The organism is Pseudomonas corrugata (assembly GCF_050920615.1).
Taxonomy (GTDB): Bacteria; Pseudomonadota; Gammaproteobacteria; order Pseudomonadales; family Pseudomonadaceae; genus Aquipseudomonas; species Aquipseudomonas corrugata.
Genome location: NZ_CP130434.1, coordinates 4,290,226 through 4,316,019, shown reverse-complemented (window position 1 = coordinate 4,316,019; position 25,794 = coordinate 4,290,226). Strand labels below are relative to the sequence as shown.

The 25,794-nt window shown below is 60.1% G+C and carries 30 protein-coding genes; 10 read left to right on the top strand and 20 right to left on the bottom strand.

Annotated features, from left to right (window positions below; translation table 11 throughout):
* Positions 1-96: 96 nt before the first annotated feature.
* Positions 97-1,470: a nucleotide 5'-monophosphate nucleosidase PpnN gene (gene ppnN / locus QZH45_RS18750; RefSeq protein ID WP_024777331.1), complete on the bottom strand. Its 1,374-nt coding sequence runs from the start codon at positions 1,468-1,470 to the stop codon at positions 97-99.
* A 217-nt stretch (positions 1,471-1,687) separates the two neighbouring features.
* Between ppnN and QZH45_RS18745 the strand changes: the two genes are divergently transcribed.
* Complete coding sequence (locus tag QZH45_RS18745) at positions 1,688-2,221, top strand: DUF3087 family protein (protein ID WP_024777332.1); 534 nt, start codon at positions 1,688-1,690, stop codon at positions 2,219-2,221.
* 57 nt (positions 2,222-2,278) lie between these two features.
* On the opposite strand, the gene QZH45_RS18740 is transcribed toward QZH45_RS18745, so the two are convergent.
* The 8 genes from QZH45_RS18740 to QZH45_RS18705 all read right to left on the bottom strand — a co-directional run bounded on the left by QZH45_RS18740 (position 2,279) and on the right by QZH45_RS18705 (position 8,851).
* The gene (locus QZH45_RS18740; RefSeq protein ID WP_024777333.1) at positions 2,279-2,506 is read right to left on the bottom strand and encodes a hypothetical protein; all 228 of its coding nucleotides are present in this window, start codon (positions 2,504-2,506) and stop codon (positions 2,279-2,281) included.
* 63 nt (positions 2,507-2,569) lie between these two features.
* Positions 2,570-2,752: a general stress protein gene (locus QZH45_RS18735; protein ID WP_432783474.1), complete on the bottom strand. Its 183-nt coding sequence runs from the start codon at positions 2,750-2,752 to the stop codon at positions 2,570-2,572.
* A 272-nt stretch (positions 2,753-3,024) separates the two neighbouring features.
* On the bottom strand, positions 3,025-3,588 hold the full coding sequence (locus QZH45_RS18730; protein ID WP_024777335.1) for an ATP-dependent Clp protease proteolytic subunit: 564 nt from the start codon (positions 3,586-3,588) through the stop codon (positions 3,025-3,027).
* A 105-nt stretch (positions 3,589-3,693) separates the two neighbouring features.
* Positions 3,694-4,749, bottom strand: a complete 1,056-nt coding sequence (locus tag QZH45_RS18725) for a DNA topoisomerase IB (RefSeq protein WP_024777336.1) — start codon at positions 4,747-4,749, stop codon at positions 3,694-3,696.
* A 235-nt stretch (positions 4,750-4,984) separates the two neighbouring features.
* Positions 4,985-6,064: a molybdenum ABC transporter ATP-binding protein gene (gene modC, locus QZH45_RS18720; protein ID WP_024777337.1), complete on the bottom strand. Its 1,080-nt coding sequence runs from the start codon at positions 6,062-6,064 to the stop codon at positions 4,985-4,987.
* Between the two features lie 3 nt (positions 6,065-6,067).
* Complete coding sequence (gene modB, locus QZH45_RS18715) at positions 6,068-6,748, bottom strand: molybdate ABC transporter permease subunit (protein ID WP_024777338.1); 681 nt, start codon at positions 6,746-6,748, stop codon at positions 6,068-6,070.
* Entirely contained in the window at positions 6,749-7,501 is a 753-nt protein-coding gene (gene modA, locus QZH45_RS18710; protein WP_024777339.1) for a molybdate ABC transporter substrate-binding protein, read from the bottom strand.
* Between the two features lie 276 nt (positions 7,502-7,777).
* On the bottom strand, positions 7,778-8,851 hold the full coding sequence (locus QZH45_RS18705) for an NAD(P)H-dependent flavin oxidoreductase (protein WP_024777340.1): 1,074 nt from the start codon (positions 8,849-8,851) through the stop codon (positions 7,778-7,780).
* 149 nt (positions 8,852-9,000) lie between these two features.
* Between QZH45_RS18705 and QZH45_RS18700 the strand changes: the two genes are divergently transcribed.
* Entirely contained in the window at positions 9,001-9,489 is a 489-nt protein-coding gene (locus QZH45_RS18700) for a GyrI-like domain-containing protein (RefSeq protein ID WP_024777341.1), read from the top strand.
* Here QZH45_RS18700 and ada read toward each other — a convergent pair.
* From ada to QZH45_RS18675, 5 genes are all read right to left on the bottom strand, one after another.
* Positions 9,453-10,526: a bifunctional DNA-binding transcriptional regulator/O6-methylguanine-DNA methyltransferase Ada gene (ada, locus tag QZH45_RS18695; protein WP_024777342.1), complete on the bottom strand. Its 1,074-nt coding sequence runs from the start codon at positions 10,524-10,526 to the stop codon at positions 9,453-9,455. The genes QZH45_RS18700 and ada overlap by 37 nt on opposite strands.
* Before the next feature lie 88 nt (positions 10,527-10,614).
* A complete protein-coding gene (alkB, locus tag QZH45_RS18690) occupies positions 10,615-11,295 on the bottom strand; it encodes a DNA oxidative demethylase AlkB (RefSeq protein ID WP_024777343.1) in 681 nt (226 codons plus the stop codon).
* Positions 11,282-12,004, bottom strand: a complete 723-nt coding sequence (locus QZH45_RS18685) for a 2OG-Fe(II) oxygenase (RefSeq protein WP_024777344.1) — start codon at positions 12,002-12,004, stop codon at positions 11,282-11,284. Before QZH45_RS18685 ends, alkB begins: the two co-directional genes overlap by 14 nt.
* A gap of 125 nt (positions 12,005-12,129) precedes the next feature.
* Complete coding sequence (locus tag QZH45_RS18680; protein WP_167355716.1) at positions 12,130-12,300, bottom strand: hypothetical protein; 171 nt, start codon at positions 12,298-12,300, stop codon at positions 12,130-12,132.
* Between the two features lie 25 nt (positions 12,301-12,325).
* Entirely contained in the window at positions 12,326-12,628 is a 303-nt protein-coding gene (locus tag QZH45_RS18675) for a DUF1883 domain-containing protein (RefSeq protein WP_024777345.1), read from the bottom strand.
* A 285-nt stretch (positions 12,629-12,913) separates the two neighbouring features.
* Here QZH45_RS18675 and QZH45_RS18670 point away from each other — a divergent pair, with 285 nt between their 5' ends.
* Positions 12,914-13,264, top strand: coding sequence for a hypothetical protein (locus QZH45_RS18670; RefSeq protein WP_024777346.1), 351 nt, complete (start codon positions 12,914-12,916; stop codon positions 13,262-13,264).
* A gap of 26 nt (positions 13,265-13,290) precedes the next feature.
* On the opposite strand, the gene QZH45_RS18665 is transcribed toward QZH45_RS18670, so the two are convergent.
* The gene (locus tag QZH45_RS18665) at positions 13,291-13,572 is read right to left on the bottom strand and encodes a hypothetical protein (RefSeq protein ID WP_024777347.1); all 282 of its coding nucleotides are present in this window, start codon (positions 13,570-13,572) and stop codon (positions 13,291-13,293) included.
* 116 nt (positions 13,573-13,688) lie between these two features.
* Positions 13,689-13,904, bottom strand: coding sequence for a hypothetical protein (locus tag QZH45_RS18660; protein WP_024777348.1), 216 nt, complete (start codon positions 13,902-13,904; stop codon positions 13,689-13,691).
* A 234-nt stretch (positions 13,905-14,138) separates the two neighbouring features.
* Between QZH45_RS18660 and galU the strand changes: the two genes are divergently transcribed.
* From galU to ahpF, 4 genes are all read left to right on the top strand, one after another.
* Positions 14,139-14,978, top strand: a complete 840-nt coding sequence (galU, locus tag QZH45_RS18655) for a UTP--glucose-1-phosphate uridylyltransferase GalU (protein ID WP_003182953.1) — start codon at positions 14,139-14,141, stop codon at positions 14,976-14,978.
* Positions 14,979-15,337: 359 nt separating this feature from the next.
* A complete protein-coding gene (gorA, locus tag QZH45_RS18650) occupies positions 15,338-16,693 on the top strand; it encodes a glutathione-disulfide reductase (RefSeq protein ID WP_024777349.1) in 1,356 nt (451 codons plus the stop codon).
* 256 nt (positions 16,694-16,949) lie between these two features.
* Positions 16,950-17,513, top strand: coding sequence for an alkyl hydroperoxide reductase subunit C (gene ahpC / locus QZH45_RS18645; protein WP_020294651.1), 564 nt, complete (start codon positions 16,950-16,952; stop codon positions 17,511-17,513).
* A 124-nt stretch (positions 17,514-17,637) separates the two neighbouring features.
* Positions 17,638-19,200: an alkyl hydroperoxide reductase subunit F gene (gene ahpF, locus QZH45_RS18640; RefSeq protein WP_024777350.1), complete on the top strand. Its 1,563-nt coding sequence runs from the start codon at positions 17,638-17,640 to the stop codon at positions 19,198-19,200.
* 128 nt (positions 19,201-19,328) lie between these two features.
* On the opposite strand, the gene gloA is transcribed toward ahpF, so the two are convergent.
* A complete protein-coding gene (gloA, locus tag QZH45_RS18635) occupies positions 19,329-19,850 on the bottom strand; it encodes a lactoylglutathione lyase (protein WP_024777351.1) in 522 nt (173 codons plus the stop codon).
* A gap of 173 nt (positions 19,851-20,023) precedes the next feature.
* Here gloA and QZH45_RS18630 point away from each other — a divergent pair, with 173 nt between their 5' ends.
* Positions 20,024-20,560 carry a DUF4946 domain-containing protein gene (locus QZH45_RS18630; protein ID WP_024777352.1) on the top strand — a complete coding sequence of 179 codons (537 nt, stop codon included), beginning with the start codon at positions 20,024-20,026 and terminating at the stop codon, positions 20,558-20,560.
* Between the two features lie 90 nt (positions 20,561-20,650).
* On the opposite strand, the gene QZH45_RS18625 is transcribed toward QZH45_RS18630, so the two are convergent.
* The gene (locus tag QZH45_RS18625; protein WP_024777353.1) at positions 20,651-21,016 is read right to left on the bottom strand and encodes a histone-like nucleoid-structuring protein, MvaT/MvaU family; all 366 of its coding nucleotides are present in this window, start codon (positions 21,014-21,016) and stop codon (positions 20,651-20,653) included.
* Between the two features lie 325 nt (positions 21,017-21,341).
* On the bottom strand, positions 21,342-22,208 hold the full coding sequence (locus tag QZH45_RS18620; protein ID WP_024777354.1) for a LysR family transcriptional regulator: 867 nt from the start codon (positions 22,206-22,208) through the stop codon (positions 21,342-21,344).
* Positions 22,209-22,439: 231 nt separating this feature from the next.
* On the opposite strand from QZH45_RS18620, the gene QZH45_RS18615 reads away from it, so the two are divergent.
* Positions 22,440-23,384, top strand: coding sequence for a DMT family transporter (locus QZH45_RS18615; RefSeq protein ID WP_024777355.1), 945 nt, complete (start codon positions 22,440-22,442; stop codon positions 23,382-23,384).
* Positions 23,385-23,632: 248 nt separating this feature from the next.
* Positions 23,633-24,709, top strand: a complete 1,077-nt coding sequence (hppD, locus tag QZH45_RS18610; RefSeq protein ID WP_024777356.1) for a 4-hydroxyphenylpyruvate dioxygenase — start codon at positions 23,633-23,635, stop codon at positions 24,707-24,709.
* Between the two features lie 126 nt (positions 24,710-24,835).
* Here hppD and rarD read toward each other — a convergent pair whose 3' ends face one another.
* Positions 24,836-25,720: an EamA family transporter RarD gene (gene rarD, locus QZH45_RS18605; protein WP_024777357.1), complete on the bottom strand. Its 885-nt coding sequence runs from the start codon at positions 25,718-25,720 to the stop codon at positions 24,836-24,838.
* Positions 25,721-25,794: the final 74 nt, after the last annotated feature.

Here is a 25,794-nt window from a genome sequence, read left to right as displayed (position 1 = left end):
TGCTCGCGATGACGGCGGTACATTCAGCATCAATGCAACTGAACCACCGCTATCGCGAGCAGGCTCGCTCCCACAAGGGCAAGGTGTTCCGGAGGGTCAGGTCACCACGCGATAGCACGGCACATAAGCCGCGCCGCCCGGCAGTTTCATGCGGTGCTGGGCGACGAAGGCCTGGAGCAGGCGGTCGAGGGGTTCCATGATGGCGGGATCGCCGTGGATTTCGTAAGGGCCGTGTTCTTCGATCAGGCGGATACCCTTGTCCTTGACGTTACCGGCCACGATTCCTGAGAACGCACGGCGCAGGTTGGCGGCCAGTTCATGGGATGGCAGGTCGAGGCTCAAGCCCAGGCTGGCCATGTTGGCGTGGGTCGGATCGAACGGACGCTGGAAGCCTTCGTCGATTTTCAGCAGCCAGTTGAAGTGGAAGGCGTCGTTGCGCTCGCGGCGGAACTGCTTCACTTCCTTGAGCCCCTGGGTCATCTGCCGCGCCACTTCGGCCGGATCGTCGATGATGATCTGGTAATGCTTCTGGGCCGCTTCGCCGAGGGTCGCACCGACAAAGGCATGCAACTGATCGAAGTATGGCGCGGCGCTTTTCGGCCCGGTGAGGACGACCGGGAAGGGCAGGTCCTGGTTGGCCGGGTGCATCAAGATGCCCAGCAGGTACAGGAACTCCTCGGCGGTACCGGCACCGCCCGGGAAGATGATGATGCCGTGACCGACACGCACGAAGGCTTCCAGGCGTTTCTCGATATCCGGCAGGATCACCAGCTCATTGACGATCGGGTTCGGCGCTTCGGCGGCGATGATGCCCGGCTCGGTCAGGCCCAGGTAACGGCCGCCATGGATGCGTTGCTTGGCGTGGGCAATGGTGGCGCCCTTCATCGGGCCTTTCATCACGCCCGGACCACAGCCGGTGCAGATGTCCAGGCTGCGCAGGCCCAGTTCGTGGCCGACTTTCTTGGTGTACTTGTATTCTTCGGTATTGATCGAGTGACCGCCCCAGCACACGACGATCTTCGGCTCCACGCCGGGGCGCAAGGTGCGGGCGTTGCGCAGCAGGTGGAACACGTAGTCGCTGATGCCCTGGGACGAGCTCAGGTCGATGCGCTGGCTGTCCAGTTCGTTCTCGGTGTAGACGATGTCGCGCAGGGCGCTGAACAGCATCTCCCGGGTGCTGGCGATCATCTCGCCGTCGACGAAGGCGTCGGCCGGCGCGTTCAACAGTTCCAGGCGCACGCCGCGGTCCTGTTGATGAATGCGGATCTCGAAATCCTTGTAGGCTTCCAGGATGGTCTTGGCGTTATCGACATGGGCGCCGGTATTGAGGATAGCCAGGGCGCACTGGCGGAAAAGGGTATAGATGCTGCCGGAACCGGCTTCGCTCAGTTGCTGGACTTCGCGCTGGGACAGGGTTTCCAGGCTGCCTTTCGGGCTCACCGAAGCGTTTATTACATGTCTTTGAGTCATTCAGCTTTCCTTGAAAACGACGCCGTACACACAACGACGGCATCTTGAAAAATACGTCCACACAGAAAGATCGCACGATCCTTGCGGTATCGCCATGGACTTTGATCCGGATCCTTCGGGTCGGTTGCCATACAAAATGAGCCCCAGCATAGCTAAATCGGCCGGGCAGGCGATAATGCTCGTCTCTTTTCGTGCCGTACAAGGAAATTGCACCGCGATGTTCGAGTTAAAACCCTGGGACGCCGACCTCTATCGACAGCAGACCCGCCGCAGCACGCTGATCATCGCCGTGGTGTTCCTGGCCTTGGCCATGTTGCTGTCCAGCCTGGCTGTGATGCTGTTCGGCACGCCCGGAGCCGATAACTTTCGCTTTAACCTGGGCGGGGTGATTGTAGCGGTGCTGGTGATGGTCGCGCTGATGCGCCTGTATCTCTGGACGCAACCCTGGATGGCCGCAGCGGTGTACGGCTGGCAGCTCAAGCGCAGCCTGATGCGCGTCACCAACGTCATGCATCAGGTCAAGGCGGGTGTGCAGGCCCGGGACCCGGTCGCCATGAGGCTGCTGCGGTTCTATCATTTGGGCCTGGACCAGATGCATCAGTTGGACGCCAACTCCAGTGACCAAGGGACGTTGGCGCGAGAAGCCGATGAACATGTGGAGAGAATGCAGGAGCAGGGCCTGGATATCGGGCAGTCGTACCTGGATCCGGCGTGGATCGATGCGCTGAAAAGTACTGATACCCAACGTTGAACGACCAAGAGACTGTCATAGCCTCAGATAAGGTTATAAACAGTTAAACATTGTCGACTATGGCTGTTTAAAGTGTCCCGGCACACCATGTTCCTGTTCAGTGGGTCGTGTTCTTTTCTGAACTTGCACATCACTCAAACGAGCGCTTTTGAGTTCGCTGAAAGAAACTCTCAACAGCGCTTCGGCTTCGCTGACACTCAATGTCTCGCTGTCGGCCTCCATCACGCGGCTGTCAGGTTGACCGTCGGCGATAAAGCTGACGATGAACCGCTCCTGGTTGCTCATGCTTCACCTCGACTCATCCGGCACCAGGGCGCAGCAGGGCTGCGCCCCAGCGGGTCTCAGGGGTTATGACTTCCGGCCACCGCCGCTTTGGCCGCGTTCGCTGCCTTTGCTGCCGGCACCAGAGCCTTTTTGCCGGTCGTTGGTATTGTTGCCGCCCGACGCCTGTCCGCCTTTCTTACCGGCTTCAGATGCTTTTTCACGATCATTTGCGAAGTTGTCTGGGTTTTTGTTTCCGCTGTTAGCCATTTCGAGAATCCTCATGTGGTTTAAGCGAGCAACGTGCCTCGCATTAAATGTGAAAGGTCAGCGGCGAGGGAAGTTTAATAAAAGCGTTGCGCTGTCGACGAGTGGTCATTTCCCATAAATAAAAGAATATATCGCCGCTTCGTTTCGTTGTTGTAAGGGTTGCATGAGTTTATGAGTGAAACAGCAAGTATCCGGTTTTATTAATCGCAAACAAAGGAGGGTGACTTCCGTCGGGTAAGGCTCGACTGACGGGCGTTGGGCTACCTGAACGCCTAATCTTCGCCACCGCTGACTTTCCAATGCTTGGCGTCGGAGGGGAAAACCACCTGTTCAACCCGGTGGGCGATGCCGAAGGCCAGGGAGTTCTCCGCCGGGATGACCCGTTCCTCATTGCACAGGCATTTGAAGATATCCAACTGCGTGGCGGCCCCGGCGGTTTCCTTGACGTAGATCTCCACATATCGCGCGACGTCGTTGTCCAGGCTGGACAGGTACTCGCGCAGACGCGAGTGATCCACCGATTTCTGGCCGAAATACCAGTTCATGGGATGGATCAGGAAGCGCGAATGGGGGGTCGTGGTGCGGTCGCTGGCGGCCAGGTACATGACGATGCCCATGGACTCGATATTGCCGGCATTCACTGCACGCACCGGCACCGGGAGGGACTTGATAAAGGTGTAGAGGGTGAAGCCGAAGTTGGTGCTGCCGCCGACCGTGGAGAGATTGAGCATCAGCGAATCCGCGCCGTTCTCGATCGCCTCCAGGCAGTTGTCGCGGAAGCGTTCGGTGGTTCCCTGATCGATCTGGCAATGAAAATGGACAATGTGTTCGGACATCGAGGACTCCTGTCGATTTCACGCGTGACGTGTTGCGGGATCGTACAGTTGGGAGTTCACCGCTGGCTGGATGTTCCTGATGGATGAGTCGTTGTTGTGGTCGTATCAGGCGCCTGACTTTGACTCGCACGCTTGCGTGGCTTGTGTCACCCGCTGCAAGAACATCGCCAGCCCGACTTCCTCTTCGCTGAGGCCTTTGCGGGCCCTGGGCTTGGGTAGCTGTTTCAGCGTTCCGAGCAGGAAGCCTTCCAGCACCGCCGGATGAATGTAGCACTTGCGACAGACGGTTGGCGTGTTGCCCAACTGCCGGGCGACCTGCCTGACCATCTCGGCGACGTGTTTTTTCGCCTCCGTCTCGGTTTCCCAGCGCAGCGTCCGCAGACCTGCCAGGGCCGCCGCGCTGCCGGCCCAGGTGCGGTAATCCTTGGCGGTGAACTCGGCGCCGGTCAGGGTCTTGAGGTAGGCATTGATGTCCGAGGAACTGATGGCGTGGCGTTCACCGTTTTCGTCCAGGTACTGGAACAGATTCTGCCCCGGCATTTCCTGGCAGCGCTTGATGATCCGCGCCAGGCGCCGGTCCTTCACGGTGATCTGGTGCTCGACGCCGCTCTTGCCACGGAACTGGAAGGCGATGGCGCTGCCGTTGATCTCGACATGCTTGCTGCGCAGGGTGGTCAAGCCGTAAGAGCGATTCTCCCGGGCATATTGGCTGTTGCCGACGCGGATCAGGGTCACGTCCAGCAGGGTGATGACGGTGGCCATGACTTTGTCGCGACTGAAACCGGGTGTCGCGAGGATCGTCTCCAGGCGTTTGCGCAAGCGGGGCAGGGTGCGACCGAATTCGAGCATTCGCGAATACTTGTCGGCATCGCGCACCTCGCGCCAGCGCGCGTGGTAACGGTATTGCTTGCGTCCACGGGCATCCCGGCCGGTGGCCTGGAGATGTCCCAGCGGGTCGGTGCATATCCACACATCGGTATAGGCCGGCGGCACCGCCAAGGCATTGATGCGCTGGATCTGCGCCGCGTCGGTGATGCGTTGGCCCTGAGGGTCGAAATAACAGAACTTGCCCCGCAGCTTCTTGCGGGTGATGCCGGGGCTGGTGTCATCGACATAATGCAGATCGGCCGGCAATGCTTCAGGCGGCGAGGTGTCGGGCATGAAAAAGTCCTTGGCAGCGAATCCGGTGGCCTATGGATTCATTGACCGCGGCCCGTTGCGGTCGTGCCGAAATTCTGAGAACACCCAGCCCCCTGTGGGAGCGAGCCTGCTCGCGATGACGGCGGTACGTTCAGCATCAATGCAACTGAACCACCGCTATCGCGAGCAGGCTCGCTCCCACAGGGAATAGCGAACGCTTCAAAAGACCGGTCGGCTATCAGGCCGCGTCTACAGCTCAGGCCAACACCGCCACCGCCTTGATCTGCGCCCACAGCACCTGCCCCGGATGCAGTGCCAACTGATCGCGGGAATAGCGGGTGATGCGTGCCAGCAGCGGCGTGCCAGCGGCTTCCAGTCGGATCAGCACGTGGGCGGCGTTGTCGGCAGCCAGTTCGCCGGTCACCGTGACCGGCAAGCGATTGAGGATGCTGGTCTGGGCATCGTTCGTCAGGCTGAGGCTGACGTCCCGGGCCTGGACCTTGAAGCGCAGCGGTTGTCCGATGGCTAGCGGTGTATGGGCTACCCGCACGTTCAACAGGCTGCCGGGCAGTGTCAGGGTGAGCAACTGATAGGCGGGATCGTAATCGTTGACCGTGCCCTGGATCACTACGCCTGCATCATCCCCAAGGGCCAGCGGCAGGTCGAGCCGCGCCAGGGTTTCGCCAATCGGTCCACTGGCCAAGGCACGGCCACCGTCGAGCAATACAATATGGTCGGCCAGGCGCGCCACTTCGTCCTGGGAATGACTGACATACAGCACCGGGATGTCCAGCTCATCGTGGAGCCGTTGCAGGTAGGGCAGGATCTCGTTCTTGCGCCGGGTATCGAGCGCGGCCAGCGGCTCATCCATCAACAACAGCCGCGGGCTGGTCAGCAGGGCGCGGGCGATGCCCACCCGCTGGCGCTCACCGCCGGACAGGTTGTGGGGCTGGCGCTCGAGCAAGTGGCCGATGCCCAGCAGTTCAGTGGCCTGACCCATGTCCACGCGCCGTAGCCCTGGGGCGATGCGCTTGAGACCGAATGCCAGATTGGCTCGCACCGACAGATGACTGAACAGGCTCGCCTCCTGAAACACATACCCCACCGCCCGTTGATGAGGCGGTACGAACACGCCGCGCTCGCTGTCCTGCCATACGTCGCCATTGATACGCACGAAGCCCCGCGGTGCTCGTTCCAGGCCTGCGATGCAGCGCAGGCAAGTGGTCTTGCCGGAGCCGGACTGGCCGTACAACGCCGTCACGCCCCGGCCCGGCAGTTGCACATCCAGGTCCAGGGAGAAACGGCCATGGTCGAGTTGCAAGCGCGCCTGAATCATCGATCAGCTCCAACCGGCCCGGGTTCTGCGGCTGGTGTACAGCGCCAGCAGCACAACGAAAGAAAACCCCAGCATCGCCGCCGCCAGCCAGTGGGCCTGGGCGTACTCCAGGGCTTCGACATGGTCGTAGATCTGCACCGACACCACCCGAGTCCTTTCCGGGATATTGCCGCCGATCATCAGCACCACGCCGAACTCGCCGACGGTGTGGGCGAAGCCGAGGATGGCGGCGGTGATGAAGCCGGGGCGAGCCAGGGGCAGGATGACGCTGAAGAAGGTGTCCCATGGACCGGCGCGCAGGGTGGCGGCGACCTCCAGGGGACGGTTGCCGATAGCCGAGAAGGCGTTTTGCAGCGGCTGCACCACAAACGGCATGGAGTAAATCACCGAGCCGATCACCAGTCCGGTGAAACTGAACGTGAGGGTACCCAGCCCGAGGGCCTGGGTAAGCTGGCCGATCCAGCCATTGGGGCCCAACGCCAGGAGCAGATAGAAACCGATCACCGTGGGCGGCAGCACCAGCGGCAGGGCTACCACTGCACCCACTGGTCCGCGCAACCAGGATCGGGTGCGCGACAGCCAAAGGGCGATGGGCGTGCCGATGAGCAGCAGGATCACCGTGGTCAGCGAGGCGAGCTTCAGGGTCAGCCAGATCGCTGAATAATCGGCACTGGTCAGCGGCATTTAACGTTGATAACCATAGGCTTGGATGATGGCGGCAGCTTTCGGGCCCTGGAGGTAGGCCATCAGGGCCTTGGCGGCCGGGTTGGCGCGGCCTTTATCGAGGATCACCGCGTCCTGTTTGATCGGGTCGTGCAGTTCGGCCGGGACGATCCATGCCGAACCGCCGGTGAGCTTGCCGTCCTTGTACACCTGGGACAGCGCCACGAAACCAAGTTCGGCGTTGCCGGTGGAGACGAATTGATAGGCCTGGGTGATGTTCTGGCCTTCGACGATTTTGCCCCTGACTTGCCCGGCCAACCCCAACTTGTCCAGCACCTGGGTCGCGGCGAGGCCGTAGGGCGCGGCCTTGGGATTGGCAATGGACAGGTGTTGGAAGCCGTTGTTCTTGAGTACCTGGCCCTGCTCATCGACATAGCCGTCTTTGGCCGACCACAGCGCCAGCGTGCCGATGGCATAGGTGAAGCGCGAACCCTTGACGGTGTCACCTTCACTTTCCAGTCTGGCCGGGGTGGTGTCGTCGGCGGCGAGAAACACCTCGAAGGGGGCGCCATTCTTGATCTGGGTATAGAACTGCCCCGTTGCGCCGTAAGCCGCCACCAGTTTGTGACCGGTGTCTTTTTCAAAGTCGGCGGCGATGGCCTGGATCGGTGCGGTGAAGTTGGCGGCCACGGCCACCTGTACTTCATCGGCCTGGGCGGCGCCAACGATCAGGGCGGTGGTCAGCAGCAATGGCGCGAAGCGGGTGGGGCGCATTGAAGACTCCGTAGGGGGGTGGTTTCGCTATATACGGAAATATATAGCGAAAACCCGATAAACGGAATGTGAGTTTTGTGCTGTTGCTGTCGGCAGTGGGGTGAATGTGCCGGCCTCATCGCGAGCAGGCTCGCTCCCACAAGGGTTCCGTTGTGACAGCAAGGCTTGTGCTTACCCTCGGCCCATGTGGGAGCGGTATGAACAGAGGCTCGTGTTTACCCCAGATCCCTGTGGGCGAGCCTGCTCACGATGGCGTCCTGGCCGGCGCTGAGGCTCTCAGGAACTTGAACCCTTGCCAAACCGCGCCAGTGTTTCATCGGCCAGGCGCCGGGTCAGTTCGCCGGTCGGCGACTCCCGGCCCATGGGAAACGCCTGGCCCGCCCAGAGGTTGCTGAAGTCGGCTTCATCCTTGGCCCGTAGCGGCATCAAGGCACCACCTGCCAGAGGAAATGCCGGTGCCAGCGGGCTCATCGGGCCGACTTCACGCATCACTCGGTTGACGATGCCCCGGGCCGCCCGTCCGGTGAACAGGTTGGTCACGGCGGTCTGGCTTTCCCTGGCGATGCGCAGCGCCCGGTGATGGGACGCGCTGATCTTGGCCTCGGGAGTGAACAGATACGCGCTGCCCAACTGCACCGCCGATGCGCCAAGGGCGAACGCTGCAACGATCCCCCGCGCATCGCCGATGCCGCCGGTGGCAATCACCGGTACTTTTACCGCATCCACCACTTGGGGCAGCAAGGCGAACAGTCCCACCTGGGTGTTGAGGTCGTCGCTGAGGAACATCCCGCGATGGCCGCCGGCTTCGTAGCCCATGGCGATGATCGCGTCGCAACCGTGCTGCTCCAGCCAGATGGCTTCCTCGACGGTGGTCGCCGAAGAAAGGATCTTCGCCCCGGTGGCCTTTACCCGATCCAGCAGGGACTTCTCCGGCAGGCCGAAATGGAAGCTGACCACTTTCGGCCGCATCTGCTCCAGCACCCGGCAGGCTGCATCGTCGAACGGCGTGCGGTTGGACACTGGCGTCGGCGCATCGAAATCGGCGCCAAGCTCGTCATAGTAGGGCTTGAGCCGCTGTTTCCAGGTCTCGGCCCGTTGCTCGTCGAAGGCCGGTGGCTGATGGGAGAAAAAGTTCACGTTGAACGGCTTGTCGGTCTGCTCGCTGATCGTCGTCAGCGTCTGGCGCAGTTGCTCGACGTCCAGCATCGCCGCCGGCATCGAGCCAAGCCCGCCGGCGTTGCAGGCAGCGACCACCATGGCAGGCCCGGTCACCCCGGCCATCGGCGCCTGGATGATGGGCAGCTCGATACCGAGCAGGTCGAGGATGCGGGTGTCTGGCCATTGGCTCATGTGCAGGGTGCTCCGGCAGCGCAATAAACCCCATTTGTAGCAGGAGTGGCCCAGCCAGGGCCAGTCGAGTTTTTCAATCGAAGGCCCGCGCTTGATCCCTCGGGTAAGAGGATTACCATGCGTGCTTCACTTACCCAGGAGCCTTAGCCATGGATGTAAAACTCAAGGCAGTCGAACCCTTCAGCGTGGCGGGTTTGCAGGTCCGCACCCGCAACACCGATGAGCAGCAACCCGACACGGCAAGGATCGGCCCGATGTGGGAGCAGTTCTTCACCGAGGGCCTGTTCGACCGGATTCCGGCCAGACGCTCGGAGTCGTTCGTCTATGGGGTTTATTCCAACTATGAGTCCGATGCGACCGGGCACTTCGATGTAACGGCCGGCGTAGAGGTCGACGCAACAAGCCCAGGCTACCCCGCCGTGGACATCGAGGGCGGGGATTACCTGGTGTTCTCGGCCAAGGGAGCGATGCCCGACTGCGTGATCCGGACCTGGGGCCTGATCTGGGCGTATTTCGCCGACAACCCGCAGACCCAGCGTCGCTTCGCCACCGACTTCGAGGTCTACAGCGGCCCCGATTCGGTGGCGATCTACATCGGCGTTCAGTCCCCGGACGAGCGTTCCAGCGCCAGCAACTGACGCTTGCGCTCCACGCCCCAGCGATAACCCGAGAGATTGCCGTCGCTGCGCACCACCCGGTGACAGGGGATGGCCACGGCCAGGCTGTTGGCGCCACAGGCCTGAGCCACCGCACGCACGGCCTTGGGCAGGCCGATGCGCTGGGCGACCTCGGCGTAGCTGGCGGTACTGCCCGGTGGAATCTCCCGCAGGGCCTGCCAGACCCGCTCCTGAAACGCCGTGCCCTGCAGATCCAGGGGCAGGTCCAGGCCCAGGGCGGGCGCTTCGATGAAGCCGACCACCTGGGCGACCAGTTGCTCGAATGCCCGGTCGGCGCCGATGAGGTTGGCGCGGCGGAATTTGTCCTGCAGGTCGCGGACCAGCGCGTCAGGGTCGTCCCCCAGCAGGATGGCACACACGCCTCGTTCGCTCTGCGCTACCAGGATCGCTCCCAGGGAGCATTGTCCGACGGCGAAGCGGATGTCGGTGTTCTTCCCGGCGGCGCGGTAGTCGGCGGGTTTCATGCCCAGTACCTTATCGGCCGCTTCGTAAAAGCGACTGTTGGAGTTGAAGCCGGCGTCGTACAACGCTTCGGTGACGGTCTCCGCGTCGGCCAGGCGTTCGCGCATCTTGCGCGAGCGGTGGGCAGCGGCATAGCCCTTGGGGGTCAGGCCGGTGACGGTCTTGAAGACCCGATGAAAGTGGAAGGGACTCAACCCTGCGCTTTGCGCCAGTTCGTTGAGCCCCGGCAGTTCCTCGGCTGCCTCGATCTGCCGGCAGGCCGCCGCAACCCGGGCGGCTTGTTGGGCGGCCACCTGACTCTGGTCCCTGGCGGCCCGTTTGCTGGGCCGATAACCGGCTGCCTGGGCCTGTTCCGGTGTGTCGAAGAATTCGACGTTACGCGGATTGGGCAGGCGCGACAGGCTGCTGGGATGACAGTAGATACCTGTGGTTTTCACGCCGTAGACGAATTGCCCGTCGGCGCGTGGGTCCCGGGCGAGCACGGCGGCCCAGCGAGGGTCGAGTTCAGGGGCGAGGCTGTTCGAAGTGGTGTTCATGGTCGTTCTGTCCATTGGCCCGTTTTGGCTACAGTAACCAGCCTGCGGGAGGTCGACACTCCGGGTCTTGCGGTTGAATTCTGCACGGTTATCCGGCGGTGCGGAACGTCATGTTGATCCGCTGCGCGCCGAGCTGTGGATGCCGGCCTTCCTTGAGGGGCAACACGCCGTGGTAACGCAGCCGGTCGACACCACCCCAGACCACGATGTCGCCATGGAAGAGCGGAACGCGCAAGGACTTGTCGCTGCGCTCGAACCCGCCGAACTGGAACACCGCCGGCAGGCCCAGGGACATCGAGACGATGGGGGCGGTGAGACTGCGTTCGTTCTTGTCCTGATGCAACGACATCCGTGCTCCCGGCACGTAGCGGTTGATCAGGCAGGCGTCGGGCTCGAAATGCTCGAAGTGCGCTGCTCGGGCGGCGGCCTGGGCCAGTTCGCGGAACAGCGCCGGCATGTCCGGCCAGGGGCGGCCGGTCTGCGGGTCATGGGCAGTGTAGCGATAGCCGCTGCGGTCGGTGGTCCAGCCCAACGCGCCGCAACTGCTCAAGGCGACCGACATGGTAAAGCCGCCGGGCGTGACCATCTGCCGGAACGGCGCGACCTGCAAGACCGTTTCCAGGGCCGGCAGCAATCGCTCCAGCCAGGGCAGGGCGAACCCGCGCAGCACGAAAGCCTGCTGGCCGATCCGTTCGATCTGGCCGGGCGTCGCCGGTGGTTCGTCGGCGAACAGGTCCAGGGTGATCGGGCTGTCGTTATTGCGCATCATGAAAAATGATTCCGAGGGTGTGCCGTTGGCCGCTGTGCACGCGGCTGACGCCATGGCGCATGTTCACCCGATAATAACCGCGAACGCCTCTGACCGGCCGTTGATGCACGGCAAACACCACGGCGTCGCCCTGTTTCAGACCGATGACCTGTGGGCGCGACTGCATGCGCGGGCGTTGTTCGGTGAGGACGAACTCGCCGCCGGTAAAGTCCTGGCCCGGTTCCGACAGCAGGATCGCCACCTGCAATGGAAACACCTGCTCGCCGTACAGATCCTGGTGCAGGCAGTTGTAATCCTGGGGGCCGTATTGCAGCAGCAAAGGCGTCGGACGCTGCTGTCCGGCGCCATGGCAGTGTCGGATGAAATCGTCGTGCGCGTCGGGGTATCTCACCTCAAGGCCCATGCGTTCGTTCCAGCGATTGGCCAGGGGCACCAACAGCGGATACAACGCTTCTCGCAGTTGCTGAGCGATAGCGGGCAACGGGTAGCGGAAATACTGATATTCGCCGCGTCCGAAGCCGTGGCGAGCCATGATCACCCGGGAACGGAACAGCCCGGATTGCGCGTACAGGCTGCTGAGCTGTCGGCATTGAGTCGCCGACAACAGGTGGCGAAGCACGCCGCTGCCATCCTGCTCAAGGCTCTGTTCCAGGGCTGGCCGGTCGATTGCATCGATGGATTGGATCAGCGAAGGCGGGGTAGGGGGCATGGCGGCAATCCTGGGGAATAGGATTGGTCAGTCTGGCGAGTGTTGGGCTGTCCGACACCCCGAATCTTGCTATGCAACAGCACCTTGTGGCGAGGGAGCAAACTTCCTCGCCACAAACAGCGGGTTTACAACGCCTTACTGACCTTGACCTCGCTGATCACATCGTCGGATTTTCCATGCATCGCTTCCAGCGCCGCCCGGGCTTCTTCCTCTGTGCCGGTTTCCAGCTGCGCGAACTCGAAGCGGCGTTCGTCGTTGAGTTTGTACTTGATGACGTATTTGGTTGTCTGGGCCACGGTTTTGCCTATGTGAGCAGGGGGCTCAGCTCAGTTTCGAGCTGGAGCGCCGGATGATTTTGATCTTGTGGGTCAGGGACGGCTTACGCGTGACGCTGATGGCCCGACGGCTGACGGTGTCGATGGTGATGTTCCAGAAACCGGTGCTCGGTGCGGTGATCCGCGCCGGGAACGTATCGAACGCGCCGCCATGGTAAGTGTGCCGGCCGCCATTCTTGAAGCTGCGGAAGTTCGCGTCGTTCATCAGGCGGATGTTGCACGTTTGGGAACATTCGATGACGACTATATCGTCTTCGTTGAGGTGCTCGCGTTGGTGGATGAATTTCATGGGCGCCTCCAGAAGGGCTTTTTCTACACGCTCGATACGGTAGGGGGCTGCAATAATGGGACGCAGTTTATCAGCACCGAGGGTGAAATATCCGGCCCTCGATCCTGATACGGCGCAAAACCTGTGGGAGCAAAGCTTGCTCCCACAGGTTTGTGGCTTAATTGACTGGCATTAGCCCTCGACCCGGCTTTGCTGGTTTGGCGCAGCAGTACCGGATAAAAAAATGCAGGGCTCTGGAGCAAAACAGCTTCTACGCTGTCGGAGGGTCTTTGTCGGAGGAATCATATGAAGCGTAGTGCGTGGGTGTTGGCATTGGCAGTGAGTGGATGTGCATCGGTATCGGACATCAACCAGACGCCGCCCACCATGAGTGTTATCTCCGGCAAGAAACCTCACGAATATGCCAAGTGCGTCGCCGACAAGCTGGCCGACAGCCGTGGCTCGTTGCAGATGGAGCCCCACAAGAACGGCGTCCGGCTGATCGTTCCCGGCAAACTCTCGAGCCTGCCGGCAGCGGTATTCGACATTGACGAACGCTCCGGTGGCAGCAGCATCAAGCTGCATGAAAGCATGTCCAACGTACCGGTGCGCCCGGGTGATGTGCAGGATGCGGCCAACGCCTGCATTTCCGGCTGAGAAAGGGGGTCAGGTTCGCCTGGACCTTACTTGCACACCACCACGACACTGCGGCTGGTGAAGTTGCCGACATCCACGCCCAGGGTCTTGTCGCTTTCATTGGCCTGGGGCGTGCCATCGGTGCCGACGATGCGGTAGCCGGTGCCGGCACAGGAGGTATCTGCCTTTTCATAGCAGGCGGCCCAGGAATTGGCTTCGCCTGAGCAGTCGATGGTCAGGCCCTGCTCACCGTTGGCCAGATAGGTATTTTCCGTCGAGGCACAACCCGCCAGGGCCAGGACCGCAAACAGCGCCAGAAACGTTCTCATGGAGTGGTCATCGAAAGGGAAGGGACAGCGCGAGGTTATAGCGAATGGTCATTGCGGTACAGATAAACAACCGGCCTGCGCCAATGCCGCAAGGCGATTGACGCAGGCCGGTCCGGTTATTTCTTGCGGCGGTCGGTGCGTGCTGGCGCTTTTTCTCGTTCCTTGACCGCAGGAGCAGCGCGTTCATCCTGGAAGACCGCGGCCACTTCCACCGCCATGGTCTTGGTGGGCAAGGGACCGGCAACCTGCTCGCCATGGTAATTGATAATCCACCACTGGCCGTCCTTGTCCTGACTGACCGAATAACCGTTTGCGTTTCGTGTTGCCGACATCTAACTGCCTCATTGGCGGGATCAAGGGCGCCATGATACGCCAAATGCACGAAAACGGGGCCTGCAGGCGTGCAACCGGACCGTTGAACCCCCGAAACGAAAGGCGATTGAACTATCCGCCGGTTTATTTCTCTATGATGGCATCGGTTGGCCAGTGCAGGCATTGTAAGGTGCCTGCGGCCTGATTAGACTGCGCCGAAACTCGTCGTACACACCGCCTTTTAAAGGATTCATATGATCAAGAAATGCTTGTTCCCTGCAGCCGGTTACGGTACTCGCTTCCTGCCAGCGACTAAGGCCATGCCCAAAGAAATGCTGCCGGTGGTGAACAAGCCACTGATCCAGTACGGTGTAGAAGAAGCCCTTGATGCGGGCCTGACGGAAATCTCCATCGTGACCGGCCGTGGCAAGCGCGCGCTGGAAGATCATTTCGATATCAGCTACGAGCTGGAAAACCAGATCAAAGGCACCGACAAGGAAAAGTATCTGGTCGGTATCCGCAAACTGCTGGATGAGTGTTCGTTCTCCTACACCCGCCAGACCGAAATGAAAGGCCTGGGCCACGCGATCCTGACTGGCCGTCCTTTGATCGGCGACGAACCCTTCGCCGTGGTGCTGGCGGATGACCTGTGCGTCAACCTGGAAGGTGACGGCGTGCTGACCCAGATGGTCAAGCTCTACAAACAGTTCCGCTGCTCCATCGTGGCGATCCAGGAAGTTGATCCGCAGGAAACCAACAAGTACGGCGTGATCGCCGGCGAAATGATCCGCGATGACATCTATCGCGTGCACAGCATGGTTGAAAAACCGAAGCCTGAAGACGCTCCGTCGAACCTGGCGATCATCGGTCGTTACATCCTGACGCCGGACATCTTCGACCTGATCGAACAGACCGAACCAGGCAAGGGCGGTGAGATCCAGATTACCGACGCCCTGATGAAACAGGCCCAGAACGGCTGCGTCATGGCCTACAAGTTCAAGGGCAAGCGTTTCGACTGCGGTGGCGCCGAAGGCTACATCGACGCGACCAACTTCTGCTTCGAAAACTTCTACAAGACCGGCAAGGCTTACTGATACCCCACGCCGCGACTGAAAAACGCCCCGACTGGTTCGGGGCGTTTTTTTTGGGGCAATGTATTGCCGTGTCTGGCATAGAATCCTGTGGCGAGGGGAGTTATCTGTAGCGAGGGGATTTATCCCCGCTGGGCTGTGAAGCAGCCCTAAAGCCAGGCGACTTGGTGTGCCAGGCAGATTGAGTTGGTTGGTTTGGGGCTGCTATGCAGCCCAGCGGGGATAAATCCCCTCGCCACAGGAGCCGCGCTCGGCTTGATGACGCTCACCCTGGCTTTTTAATTTTCCGCCCCCATAACCAACGCAACGCTGACCCGTCTGGAAACAGCGGGTATGCTGATGGCCTGCCTAAGGAGACAGTAATGGCCTACGATTTTGACCTGTATGTGATTGGCGCCGGTTCCGGTGGTGTGCGGGCTGCGCGGTTCGCCGCCGGTTTTGGCGCCAGGGTGGCCGTGGCGGAAAGCCGCTACCTGGGCGGTACCTGCGTGAACGTCGGTTGCGTGCCGAAAAAGCTGCTGGTCTATGGTGCGCATTATGCCGAAGACTTCGAGCAGGCTTCGGCCTATGGCTGGACGGCGGGTGAGGCGAGTTTCGACTGGGCTACGCTGATTGCCAACAAGGACCGGGAGATCAACCGCCTCAACGACATCTATCGCAACCTGCTGGTCAACAGCGGCGTGGCGTTGCATGAGGGCCATGCGAAGATCACCGGTCCCCATGAGGTCGAGATCAATGGCCAGCGCCATAGCGCCGAGCACATCCTGGTCGCCACCGGTGGTTGGCCGGTCATCCCGCAGATTCCGGGCCGCGAGCATGCCATCAGCTCCAATGAGGCTTTTTTTCTCAAGGAACTGCCCAAGCGCGTGCTGGTAGTGGGGGGGGGCTACATTGCAGTGGAGTTCGCGGGGATTTTCCACGGCATGGGCGCGCAGACGTCCCTGCTGTATCGCGGTGAGTTGTTCCTGCGCGGTTTTGACGGCGCAGTACGCAAGCATCTGGCCGAAGAGCTGACGCGCCGAGGCCTGGATCTGCAGTTCAATGCCGATATCCAGCGCATCGACAAGCAGGCCGATGGCAGCCTGGAGGTGACCCTCAAGGACGGCCGTACGCTATTGACCGATTGCGTGTTCTACGCCACCGGCCGGCGGCCGATGCTCGATAACCTCGGCCTGGAGAACACCGCTGTCACGCTGGATGAGAAGGGCTTTGTCCAGGTCAATGAAAAATACGAGACCACCGAGCCGTCGATCCTTGCCATTGGCGACGTGATCGGGCGCGTACAGCTGACACCCGTTGCCTTGGCCGAGGGCATGGCGGTGGCGCGGCGCCTGTTCAAGCCTGAACAGTACCGGCTGGTGGATTACCGGATGATCCCCACGGCGGTGTTCAGCCTGCCGAACATCGGCACGGTCGGCCTGACCGAGGAACAGGCCCGGGAAGAGGGGCATGAGGTGCAGATTTTCGAAAGCCGTTTCCGGCCGATGAAGCTGAGTCTGACCGACTGCCAGGAACGCACGCTGATGAAGCTGGTGGTGGATGCCCGCACCGACAAGGTCCTGGGTTGCCATATGGTCGGCCCGGATGCCGGGGAAATCGTCCAGGGCCTGGCTATCGCCCTCAAGGCCGGCGCCAGCAAGCGCGATTTTGACGAAACCATTGGCGTGCACCCGACTGCCGCCGAAGAGTTCGTCACGATGCGCACTCCCGCGGCCTGAGCTGTTTCATGTAGGAGCCATGTAGGACTTGTCGAGCACAGCGAGGCTGCGATCTTTCCCCGGGAAATTGAGTCCTGAACGAAAGCAAAATCAAAAGATCGCAGGCTTCGCCAGCTCCTACAGAGATTTTTTCTATCTATACCGTTCCCTGATAGCCAAAACCAATTATTCGCATCAGCTTTGCCAATGAGCCAGCATGGGAATGAGTGGGTAAGCTTCTCTCCATCAACTTTTCAACCCTGATGGAGAAACACCGATGCCTATCATCAACAGCCAAGTTAAACCGTTCAAAGCTACCGCATTCAAAAACGGCGCTTTCGTCGAAGTGTCGGACGCCGACCTGAAAGGCAAGTGGTCTGTCGTGTTCTTCTACCCGGCTGACTTCACCTTCGTTTGCCCAACCGAACTGGAAGACCTGGCCGACAACTACGCCGAATTCCAGAAACTGGGCGTCGAGATCTACAGCGTGTCCACCGACACTCACTTTGCCCACGCTGCCTGGCACAACACTTCGCCAGCCATCGGCAAGATCCAGTACACCATGATCGGCGACCCGACCCTGACCATCTCCCGCAACTTCGACGTGCTGATCGAAGAAGCTGGCCTGGCTGACCGCGGTACTTTCGTGATCAACCCTGAAGGTCAGATCAAGATCGTCGAAATCAACGACGGCGGTGTAGGCCGTGACGCTTCCGAGCTGCTGCGCAAGATCAAGGCCGCCCAGTACGTCGCTGCTCACCCTGGCGAAGTCTGCCCAGCCAAGTGGAAAGAAGGCGAGGCCACTCTGGCTCCGTCTCTGGACCTGGTCGGCAAGATCTAACTCCATGAGTCATCCGAGGGCGATCAGCTCTTGATCAAGTAAGCCGCTTCGCCCCCAAAAACGCCCGGGCGAGATTCGCTCGGGCGTTGTTTTTTCTGAAATTCAAAAAATGGAAATCGCCCGTATGTTGGACGCCAATCTTAAAGCTCAGTTGAAGTCATATCTGGAACGGGTCACCCAACCGATCGAGATCGTTGCATCCCTCGACGACGGTGCGAAATCCCAGGAAATGCTGGCGTTGCTCAAAGACATTGCCAGTCTCTCCACCCAGATCATCTTGCTCGACAACGGCACCGATGCGCGCAAGCCATCGTTCTCGTTGAACCGCCCGGGAGCCGATATCAGCCTGCGTTTCGCCGGTATTCCCATGGGCCACGAATTCACTTCGCTGGTGTTGGCCTTGCTGCAAGTCGGCGGCCACCCTTCGAAGGCCAGTGTCGAAGTCATTGAACAGATCCGCGCCCTTGAAGGCGAGTTCAACTTCGAGACCTATTTCTCGCTGTCGTGCCAGAACTGCCCGGACGTGGTCCAGGCGCTGAACCTGATGGCGGTGCTGAACCCGAACATCCGCCACGTCGCTATCGACGGTGCGCTGTTCCAGGCTGAGGTCGATGAGCGTCAGATCATGGCCGTGCCGAGTATCTACCTGAATGGCGAGAACTTCGGTCAGGGCCGCATGGGCCTGGAAGAGATTCTCGCCAAGATCGATACCAGCGGTATCGAGCGCCAGGCCGAAAAAATCAGCGCCAAGGACGCCTTCGATGTGTTGGTGGTTGGCGGTGGCCCGGCCGGTGCTTCGGCTGCGATCTATGCGGCCCGCAAAGGCATCCGCACTGGTGTGGCGGCTGAACGCTTCGGCGGACAGGTACTCGATACCATGGCCATCGAGAACTTTATCTCGGTCCAGGAAACCGAAGGGCCGAAACTGGCCGTAGCCTTGGAAGAGCACGTCAAGCAATACGACGTGGACATCATGAACCTGCAACGTGCCGATGGGCTGGTGCCTGGCACGGACGGCATGTTGCATGAAGTCCGGTTCGCCAGCGGTGCGCGCCTCAAGGCCAAGACCGTGATCCTGGCGACCGGTGCCCGCTGGCGTGAAATGAACGTGCCGGGCGAGCAGCAATACCGCAACAAGGGCGTAGCATACTGCCCACACTGTGACGGTCCGCTGTTCAAGGGCAAGCGCGTGGCGGTGATCGGCGGGGGTAACTCCGGCGTCGAAGCGGCCATCGACCTGGCCGGTATCGTGGCCCATGTCACCTTGCTGGAGTTCGATGTGCAGTTGCGCGCCGATGCGGTGTTGCAGCGCAAACTGCACAGCTTGCCGAATGTGACGGTGATTACCAACGCCCAGACCACCGAGGTGACAGGCGACGGTCAGAAGGTCAACGGGCTGCGCTACAAGGATCGTCCAAGCGGTGAAGTGCTGGACGTGACGCTGGAAGGGATATTTGTGCAGATCGGCCTGTTGCCCAATACCGATTGGCTCAAAGGTACTGTAGAGCTGTCACCGCGTGGCGAGATCATCGTCGACGCCCGGGGTGAAACCTCTATCCCTGGCGTATTCGCCGCCGGCGATGTGACCACCGTGCCGTATAAGCAGATCGTGATCGCCGTAGGCGAGGGCGCCAAGGCTTCGTTGAGCGCCTTCGATCATCTGATCCGGACTTCCGCGCCAGCATAAACAGCCAGGCACTGGAAAAACAAAACCCCATGGGCCTGGCCCATGGGGTTTTTTATTGAGCTTTCATATCCACCGCCGAGCCCTGTGGGAGCAAGCTTTGTTCCCACAGGTAGGTTTCTCGGTGGGTCTTAGAGTGGAGCAGGCTGGATAATCTCGACCCAGTAGCCATCCGGGTCCTTGATGAACGCCAGGCTTTTCATGCGGCCGTCGCTCAGGCGCTTCTGGAAGTCACAACCCAACGCTTCGAAGCGTTCGCAGGCTGCGACTACGTCCGGTACCGAGATGCAGATGTGACCGAACCCGCGTGGATCGGTGTTGCCATTGTGATAAGCGAATGCCGGGTCGCTTTCGGTGCCATGGTTGTGGGTCAGTTCCAGGATGCCGGGGATCGATTTCATCCACTCGGTGCGTGCCGCAGCGTCCGCCGGAATCTGGCGCTTGTCCACCAGCGCGAGGAAATACAGGCTGAATTCGGCCTCAGGGAAGTCACGTTTTTCCACCAGCGAGAAACCCAGGACGCGGGTATAGAAATCCAGGGACTTGGTAATGTCCTTGACCCGCAGCATGGTGTGGTTGAAGACGAATTTGGCCGTGGCGGCATCGGGTTGGGCGGTGACGCCCGGGAAAGTGTCGAGTTCGTGCAGGCTCATGGGCCCTCCGGAAAATAAGTGGGGCAAACGACGTCGCAGGGCTTGGCGCGACGGTTCTGTGGCTTGCGTCAAACATGATACGCAGGGGGCGCAGCATCGCCAAACCGTGTGCGGCTATTGCCTGGTGCCGCGGTGAGCTTCAGACTTCGCGATTCGTCCTTGAGTGCAGCGCAATGATTCGACCGTTCCTTTCGTCGTTCGTCCTGTTTTTTGCCGTTGTTGCGAGTGTTGGCGTCCAGGCCGCCGAACCGCAGGTCACCTGGCCCCAGGGCTGGTTCATCGAGCCGCTGCCTTCCGATGCATCTGCCACGCCGGTGGCACCGGGAACCTCTCGTCAACGGGCGACCAAGAATGACTCGGCAGGCAATGCCGTCATGGTCATGGAGCTGACCGCAACCTCCATCAAGCCCGATCATCAAGTCAACTTGCAAGGCGTGCTCCTGGAAATGCGCAAGTCAATCCAGAAGGATTTTTTTCAGGGTGGTTATCAAAGTGTATGCAATAAGATTCATGCATCCCTATTGGGCGGGGTAACTGCCCTGGAAACTACCTGTACGATCACGCAGAACGGCCGACATGTGTTGTCTCAGACACTGGTCGCAGCACTTAATGAAGGCCGGGCTTATGTACTGTCCTATGCGGGACAAGCGCAGGTGTTTGTTGAGAGCCAGGATGAAATACAGGCGGTACGAAATAGTCTGAAACTATAAGGCTATCAACCTAATACGCCGGGGTTACTCCAGAAGTTCGAGTCCATAAAAAAGCCCTGCAATGTTCAGGGCTTTTATTCAGCCTGAATATCAGGTACGTAGCCAGGAATCGACAGTGCTCGCGCCGTATTGTTCTTTCCAGGCTTTCAGGCCGCGGTGATTGCCGCCCTTGGTTTCGATCAGTTCGCCAGTGTGCGGGTTCTGATAGACCTTGACCACTCGCGCACGGCGGGTTTTAGGCCCCTTGGCCGATGAAGCCCCCGCTTTTGACGGGTTCGGGTCAAGAATTGCGATGATGTCGCGCAGGCCCTTGCCATAGGTCTTCATCAGTCCCTGGAGCTTTTCTTCGAATTCGATTTCTTTCTTGAGCCCGGCATCATTCTTCAGCAATTCCAACTGTTTGAGCTGATCCTGAAGGGCCTTTTCGGCTTTACGAAATTCAACGAGTCTGGACAATTTATCGTTACTCCAATCAAATATTTGGCTGAGACCAACCGCAGACAAAGCTATAAGCCAAGCGCTTTGAAGCGCCTCGGTGATAGATGACTCTCCTGCTATCCAGCACAGGCAGAAAAATTGTAGTAGTTAAACCGGACAGTGTAAATCGTATCTTTTTCGTCATGTAACAAGAGAGTAAGCGTGTTCCTCAAGTTGCATCGCTGTCTGCGCCGGGCCGGTGTGTATACCAAGTATAGATTCAAATGGATGATCGGATTGAAAGTTGTGCTTCGATTGTCGATAGGTGGCATTGCGATATCATTCAGTAGAACCCTGCCTTTCTTCATTCAATAGACGAGGCCAGTTCGATAAACGCCCGGGTGGCGGGCGAGGCTTGGCGACTGTCCAGCACCGCCAGGCCGATCCGGCGCGGAACCGGGGGTGAGAGCGGGCGTACGACGAAGCCTGGATGATCCCCCTCCGGCAGCGAGCCTTCGGAGACTATGGTCACGGCCTCACCCCGGCTGACGGTGCTCAACGTGCTGAGCAGCTGTGAACAGCGATAGCGCACGTTTGGCGTGAGTCGGGCGGCATTGAACAAGCGTGTGACCAACTCTGACGATCCGGCCTCGGTGAGTACGAAGGGGGTGTCGCACAGGTCGCTGAGGCTGAGGTTGGACCGGGCGGCGAGGGGGTGGGTGGTGGGCAGGAGGGCGACCATCTGGTCCTCCATCAGGGGAGACGTATCGAAACGGTCCTCAGGCAGCACCACGAAACCGACATCGATCCGTCGCTCATCCAACCATTGGATGACTTGCCGGTCCGGCCCTTCGTCGATGTGCACCTCAATCCCTGGATGCAAGGCGCGATAGCGCTGCAGGATGGCGGGCAACAGCTTCATCGATGAGGTCGGGCCGAACGAGCCAATGCGCAAAGTGCCACGGCGCATGCCCCGGGCGTCGGCGGCTTCCTGGCGCAGGGTGTTGGCCAGCCCGAGCATGGCGCGGGCGCGCAGGAGCAATTGCTGGCCGATGTCGCTGAGCTCCACCACGGACTGGTGACGCCTGAGCAGTTCGACCCCCAGTTCCTGTTCCAGCGATTTGATGGCATGGGACACCGCAGACTGACTGATGCCCAAGCGCGTCGCCGCAGCGGTGAAACCATGCAGTTCGGCCACCAGGGAGAAGATTTCGAGCTGGGTAAGGGTCATGAGTGATTGCTCATTTTACGATGACTTAATATGAGCTTGATAATGGGGCATCCGATTCGAACCGTATAGGCACCACCTTGTGGCGAGGGGATAAATCCCCGCTGGAGTGCGCAGCGGTCCCTTTGAATGATCTGCTGTATCGCAAGATTTCTGGGGCCGCGACGCTGCCCAGCGGGGATAAATCCCCTCGCCACAAGGTGGTGTACCTCGTTTCATTTGTCTGTGGTGAACATGAAAACCCTCGAACACACCTTTTCGACCCCGTCGGACCTGTCGGTCTACCTGAAGCTGTCCATGGTCACCATGATCTGGGGCGGTACCTTTGTGGCCGGCAGGATTCTGTCCGATGCCCTGGCGCCCCTGCTGGCCGCCAGCCTGCGCTTCTTGCTGGCCAGTGTGGCGCTGCTGCTGTTCCTCGGCCTGGCAAGGATCCCGCTGGCGAGGCCGACCGTGAAGCAGGGCATGCAGTTGGCGGTGCTGGGTTTTTTCGGGATCCTTTTCTACAACCTGTGTTTCTTCTATGGCCTGCACTACATCAACGCGTCGCGGGCTTCGCTGATCGTGGCCTTGAACCCGGCGGTGATCGGCCTGGCCTCCTGGTGGTTGTTCAAGGAGCGGTTGAGCCGGTCGAAGGTCGGCGGGATTGTGTTATGCATCGGCGGCGCAGGGCTGGTCATTGTCAGTCGCGATCCTTCCTTGCTGCAGGCGTCCGCGCAGGGCTGGATCGGCGACCTGCTGATTTTCGGCTGCGTGCTGGGATGGGGCGTCTATTCGTTGTTTTCGCGCAGCCTGAATGAAAGTCTCGGCCCGTTGCAGACCGTCACCTGGTCGATTCTGCTGGGCACGCTGATGCTGTGGCTGACCTGTGCGGTCGGCGGTGAGGTTCGCTTCGAAGCCCTGCGTGGGTTGGACGGCAGGCAATGGCTGAGCTTGCTTTATCTTGGCGTGCTGGGTTCGGCGCTGGCCTACATCGCCTGGTACGACGGTATTCGCCGGATCGGCGCAACCCGTTCCGGTGTATTCATTGCGCTCAACCCGCTGACGGCGGTACTGCTGGGGGCGCTGCTATTGGACGAACGGCTCACGGCCCTGATGTGCGTGGGCGGCGGGTTGATCCTGGCGGGCATTTTACTGTGTAACAGACCCCTTGCGCGGCCGGCGAAAAAGACGATTTGATAGAGGAGGCGGACAAATCAGGTTACGCTGTGTAGAATCGATTTACGCATACAAGAATAATGACTTCTGGCAGCAGAAGCCTCGCCCGCAAAAGCCTTGGGTCGACAATGAAGATACTTGGGTTACAACTGATCTATGGCGATTTCCTCGCCCGCAGCGTTCGCGGTATCTCCTGCGCGCCACCGTATGCCCTCAGCATGGCCAGCAACTGACGTTCCGTTAATTGACAAGCATGATGAGGCGCCGACATGGCAGATCTATACGAAAACCCGATGGGCCTGATGGGCTTTGAATTTATCGAATTCGCATCCCCTACACCCAATACCCTGGAGCCGATCTTCGAGATCATGGGCTTCACCAAAGTCGCCACGCACCGTTCCAAGGACGTGCACCTGTATCGCCAGGGCGCGATCAACCTGGTCCTCAATAACGAACCCCACAGCGTGGCCTCGTACTTTGCGGCCGAGCACGGTCCTTCTGTCTGTGGCATGGCGTTCCGGGTCAAGGATTCTCAGTTGGCCTACAGGCGTGCCCTGGAACTCGGTGCCCAGCCGATCCACATCGAAACCGGACCGATGGAACTGAACCTGCCGGCGATCAAGGGCATTGGTGGCGCGCCGCTGTACCTGATCGACCGTTTTGGCGAAGGCAGCTCGATCTATGACATCGACTTCGTGTTCCTCGAAGGCGTCGACCGCCATCCGGTGGGCGCGGGCCTGAAGATCATCGATCACCTGACCCATAACGTGTATCGCGGCCGCATGGCCTACTGGGCCGGTTTCTACGAGAAGCTGTTCAATTTCCGCGAGATCCGCTACTTCGACATCAAGGGCGAATACACCGGCCTGACATCCAAGGCCATGACCGCCCCGGACGGCATGATCCGTATCCCTTTGAACGAAGAATCATCCAAAGGCGCCGGACAGATCGAAGAATTCCTGATGCAATTCAACGGCGAAGGCATCCAGCATGTGGCGTTCCTCACCGACGACCTGGTCAAGACCTGGGACGCGCTGAAAAAGATCGGCATGCGCTTCATGACCGCGCCGCCGGACACCTACTACGAAATGCTCGAAGGCCGTTTGCCGAACCACGGCGAGCCGGTGGACGAACTGCAATCGCGGGGCATTCTGCTGGACGGCTCTTCCAACCCGGACGACAAGCGCCTGCTGCTGCAGATATTCTCGGAAACCCTGATGGGACCGGTGTTCTTCGAATTCATCCAGCGCAAGGGCGACGATGGCTTCGGCGAAGGCAACTTCAAGGCGCTGTTCGAGTCCATCGAGCGTGACCAGGTGCGGCGTGGGGTGTTGGCGACCGAGTAATACCTGAAGCCCTGTAACCCTGTTGGAGCGAGCCTGCTCGCGATGGCGGTGTGTCAGTCATCCATGCGTTGACTGACCGGCCACCATCGCGAGCAGGCTCGCTCCCACATGGGTTTGGGGTAAGCCTCAGGTCCGGCGCCGTTGCCGCGTCAGATGCTTGAAACCTTCGAACACCAACACCGCCACCGCCAGCCAGATGGGAATATAGGTCAGCCACTCGTTGGCCTTGATGCTTTCTCCCAACAGCAGCGCAACGCACAACAGCAAGACCGGTTCGACGTAGCTCAACAATCCGAACAGGCTGAATGGCAACAACCGGCTGGCGACGATGTAGGTTACCAGCGCTGAGGTGCTGATCACGCCGAGCACGGGGATCAGCAGCGATAACCACGGATGTTGATCGAAAACGGCGAAACCCTGTTCACCGCTTTGCACGAACCACAAGGCCACCGGCACGATCAGGGCCATGTCCAGCCAGAGACCGCCCAGGTGGTCGGTTCGAAGGCGTTTGCGCAGGATGAAATAAATTGGGTAGCCCACCACCACCAGCAGGGTCGCCCAGGAAAAACCGCCGGCCTGGACCAGTTCGTTCAGCACGCCGAGGGAGGCGAGGAAGACGGCGATTTTCTGGAAGTAGGACAAGCGTTCGCCAAAGAACAAGCGCCCGGTCAGGACCATCGACAGCGGCAACAGGAAATACCCCAGCGACACATCCAGGCTGTAGCCGTTGAGCGGCGCCCACATGAACAGCCATAGTTGCAATCCCATCAACGCAGAAGAAACCATCGCTCCAAGCAACAGGCGTGGCGCGGCGATCAGACGCCGGACCAGCTCTGTGACCCGTGTCCATTCCTTTGCCATCAGCATGAACACTGTCATACAAGGCATTGTCAGCAGCATGCGCCAGCCAAAGATTTCCAGGCCGCTCAGTGGAGAGAGCAGCGAGGTGTAGTAGTACATGACGGCGAACAGCGCGGAGGCCGAAACCGATAGGACGATGCCTTTGGACACGATAATTCTCTGGGAAATGAAACAGCACCTGAACAATGAGCACAACGCTGTGGGAGCAAGGCTTGCCCGCGATG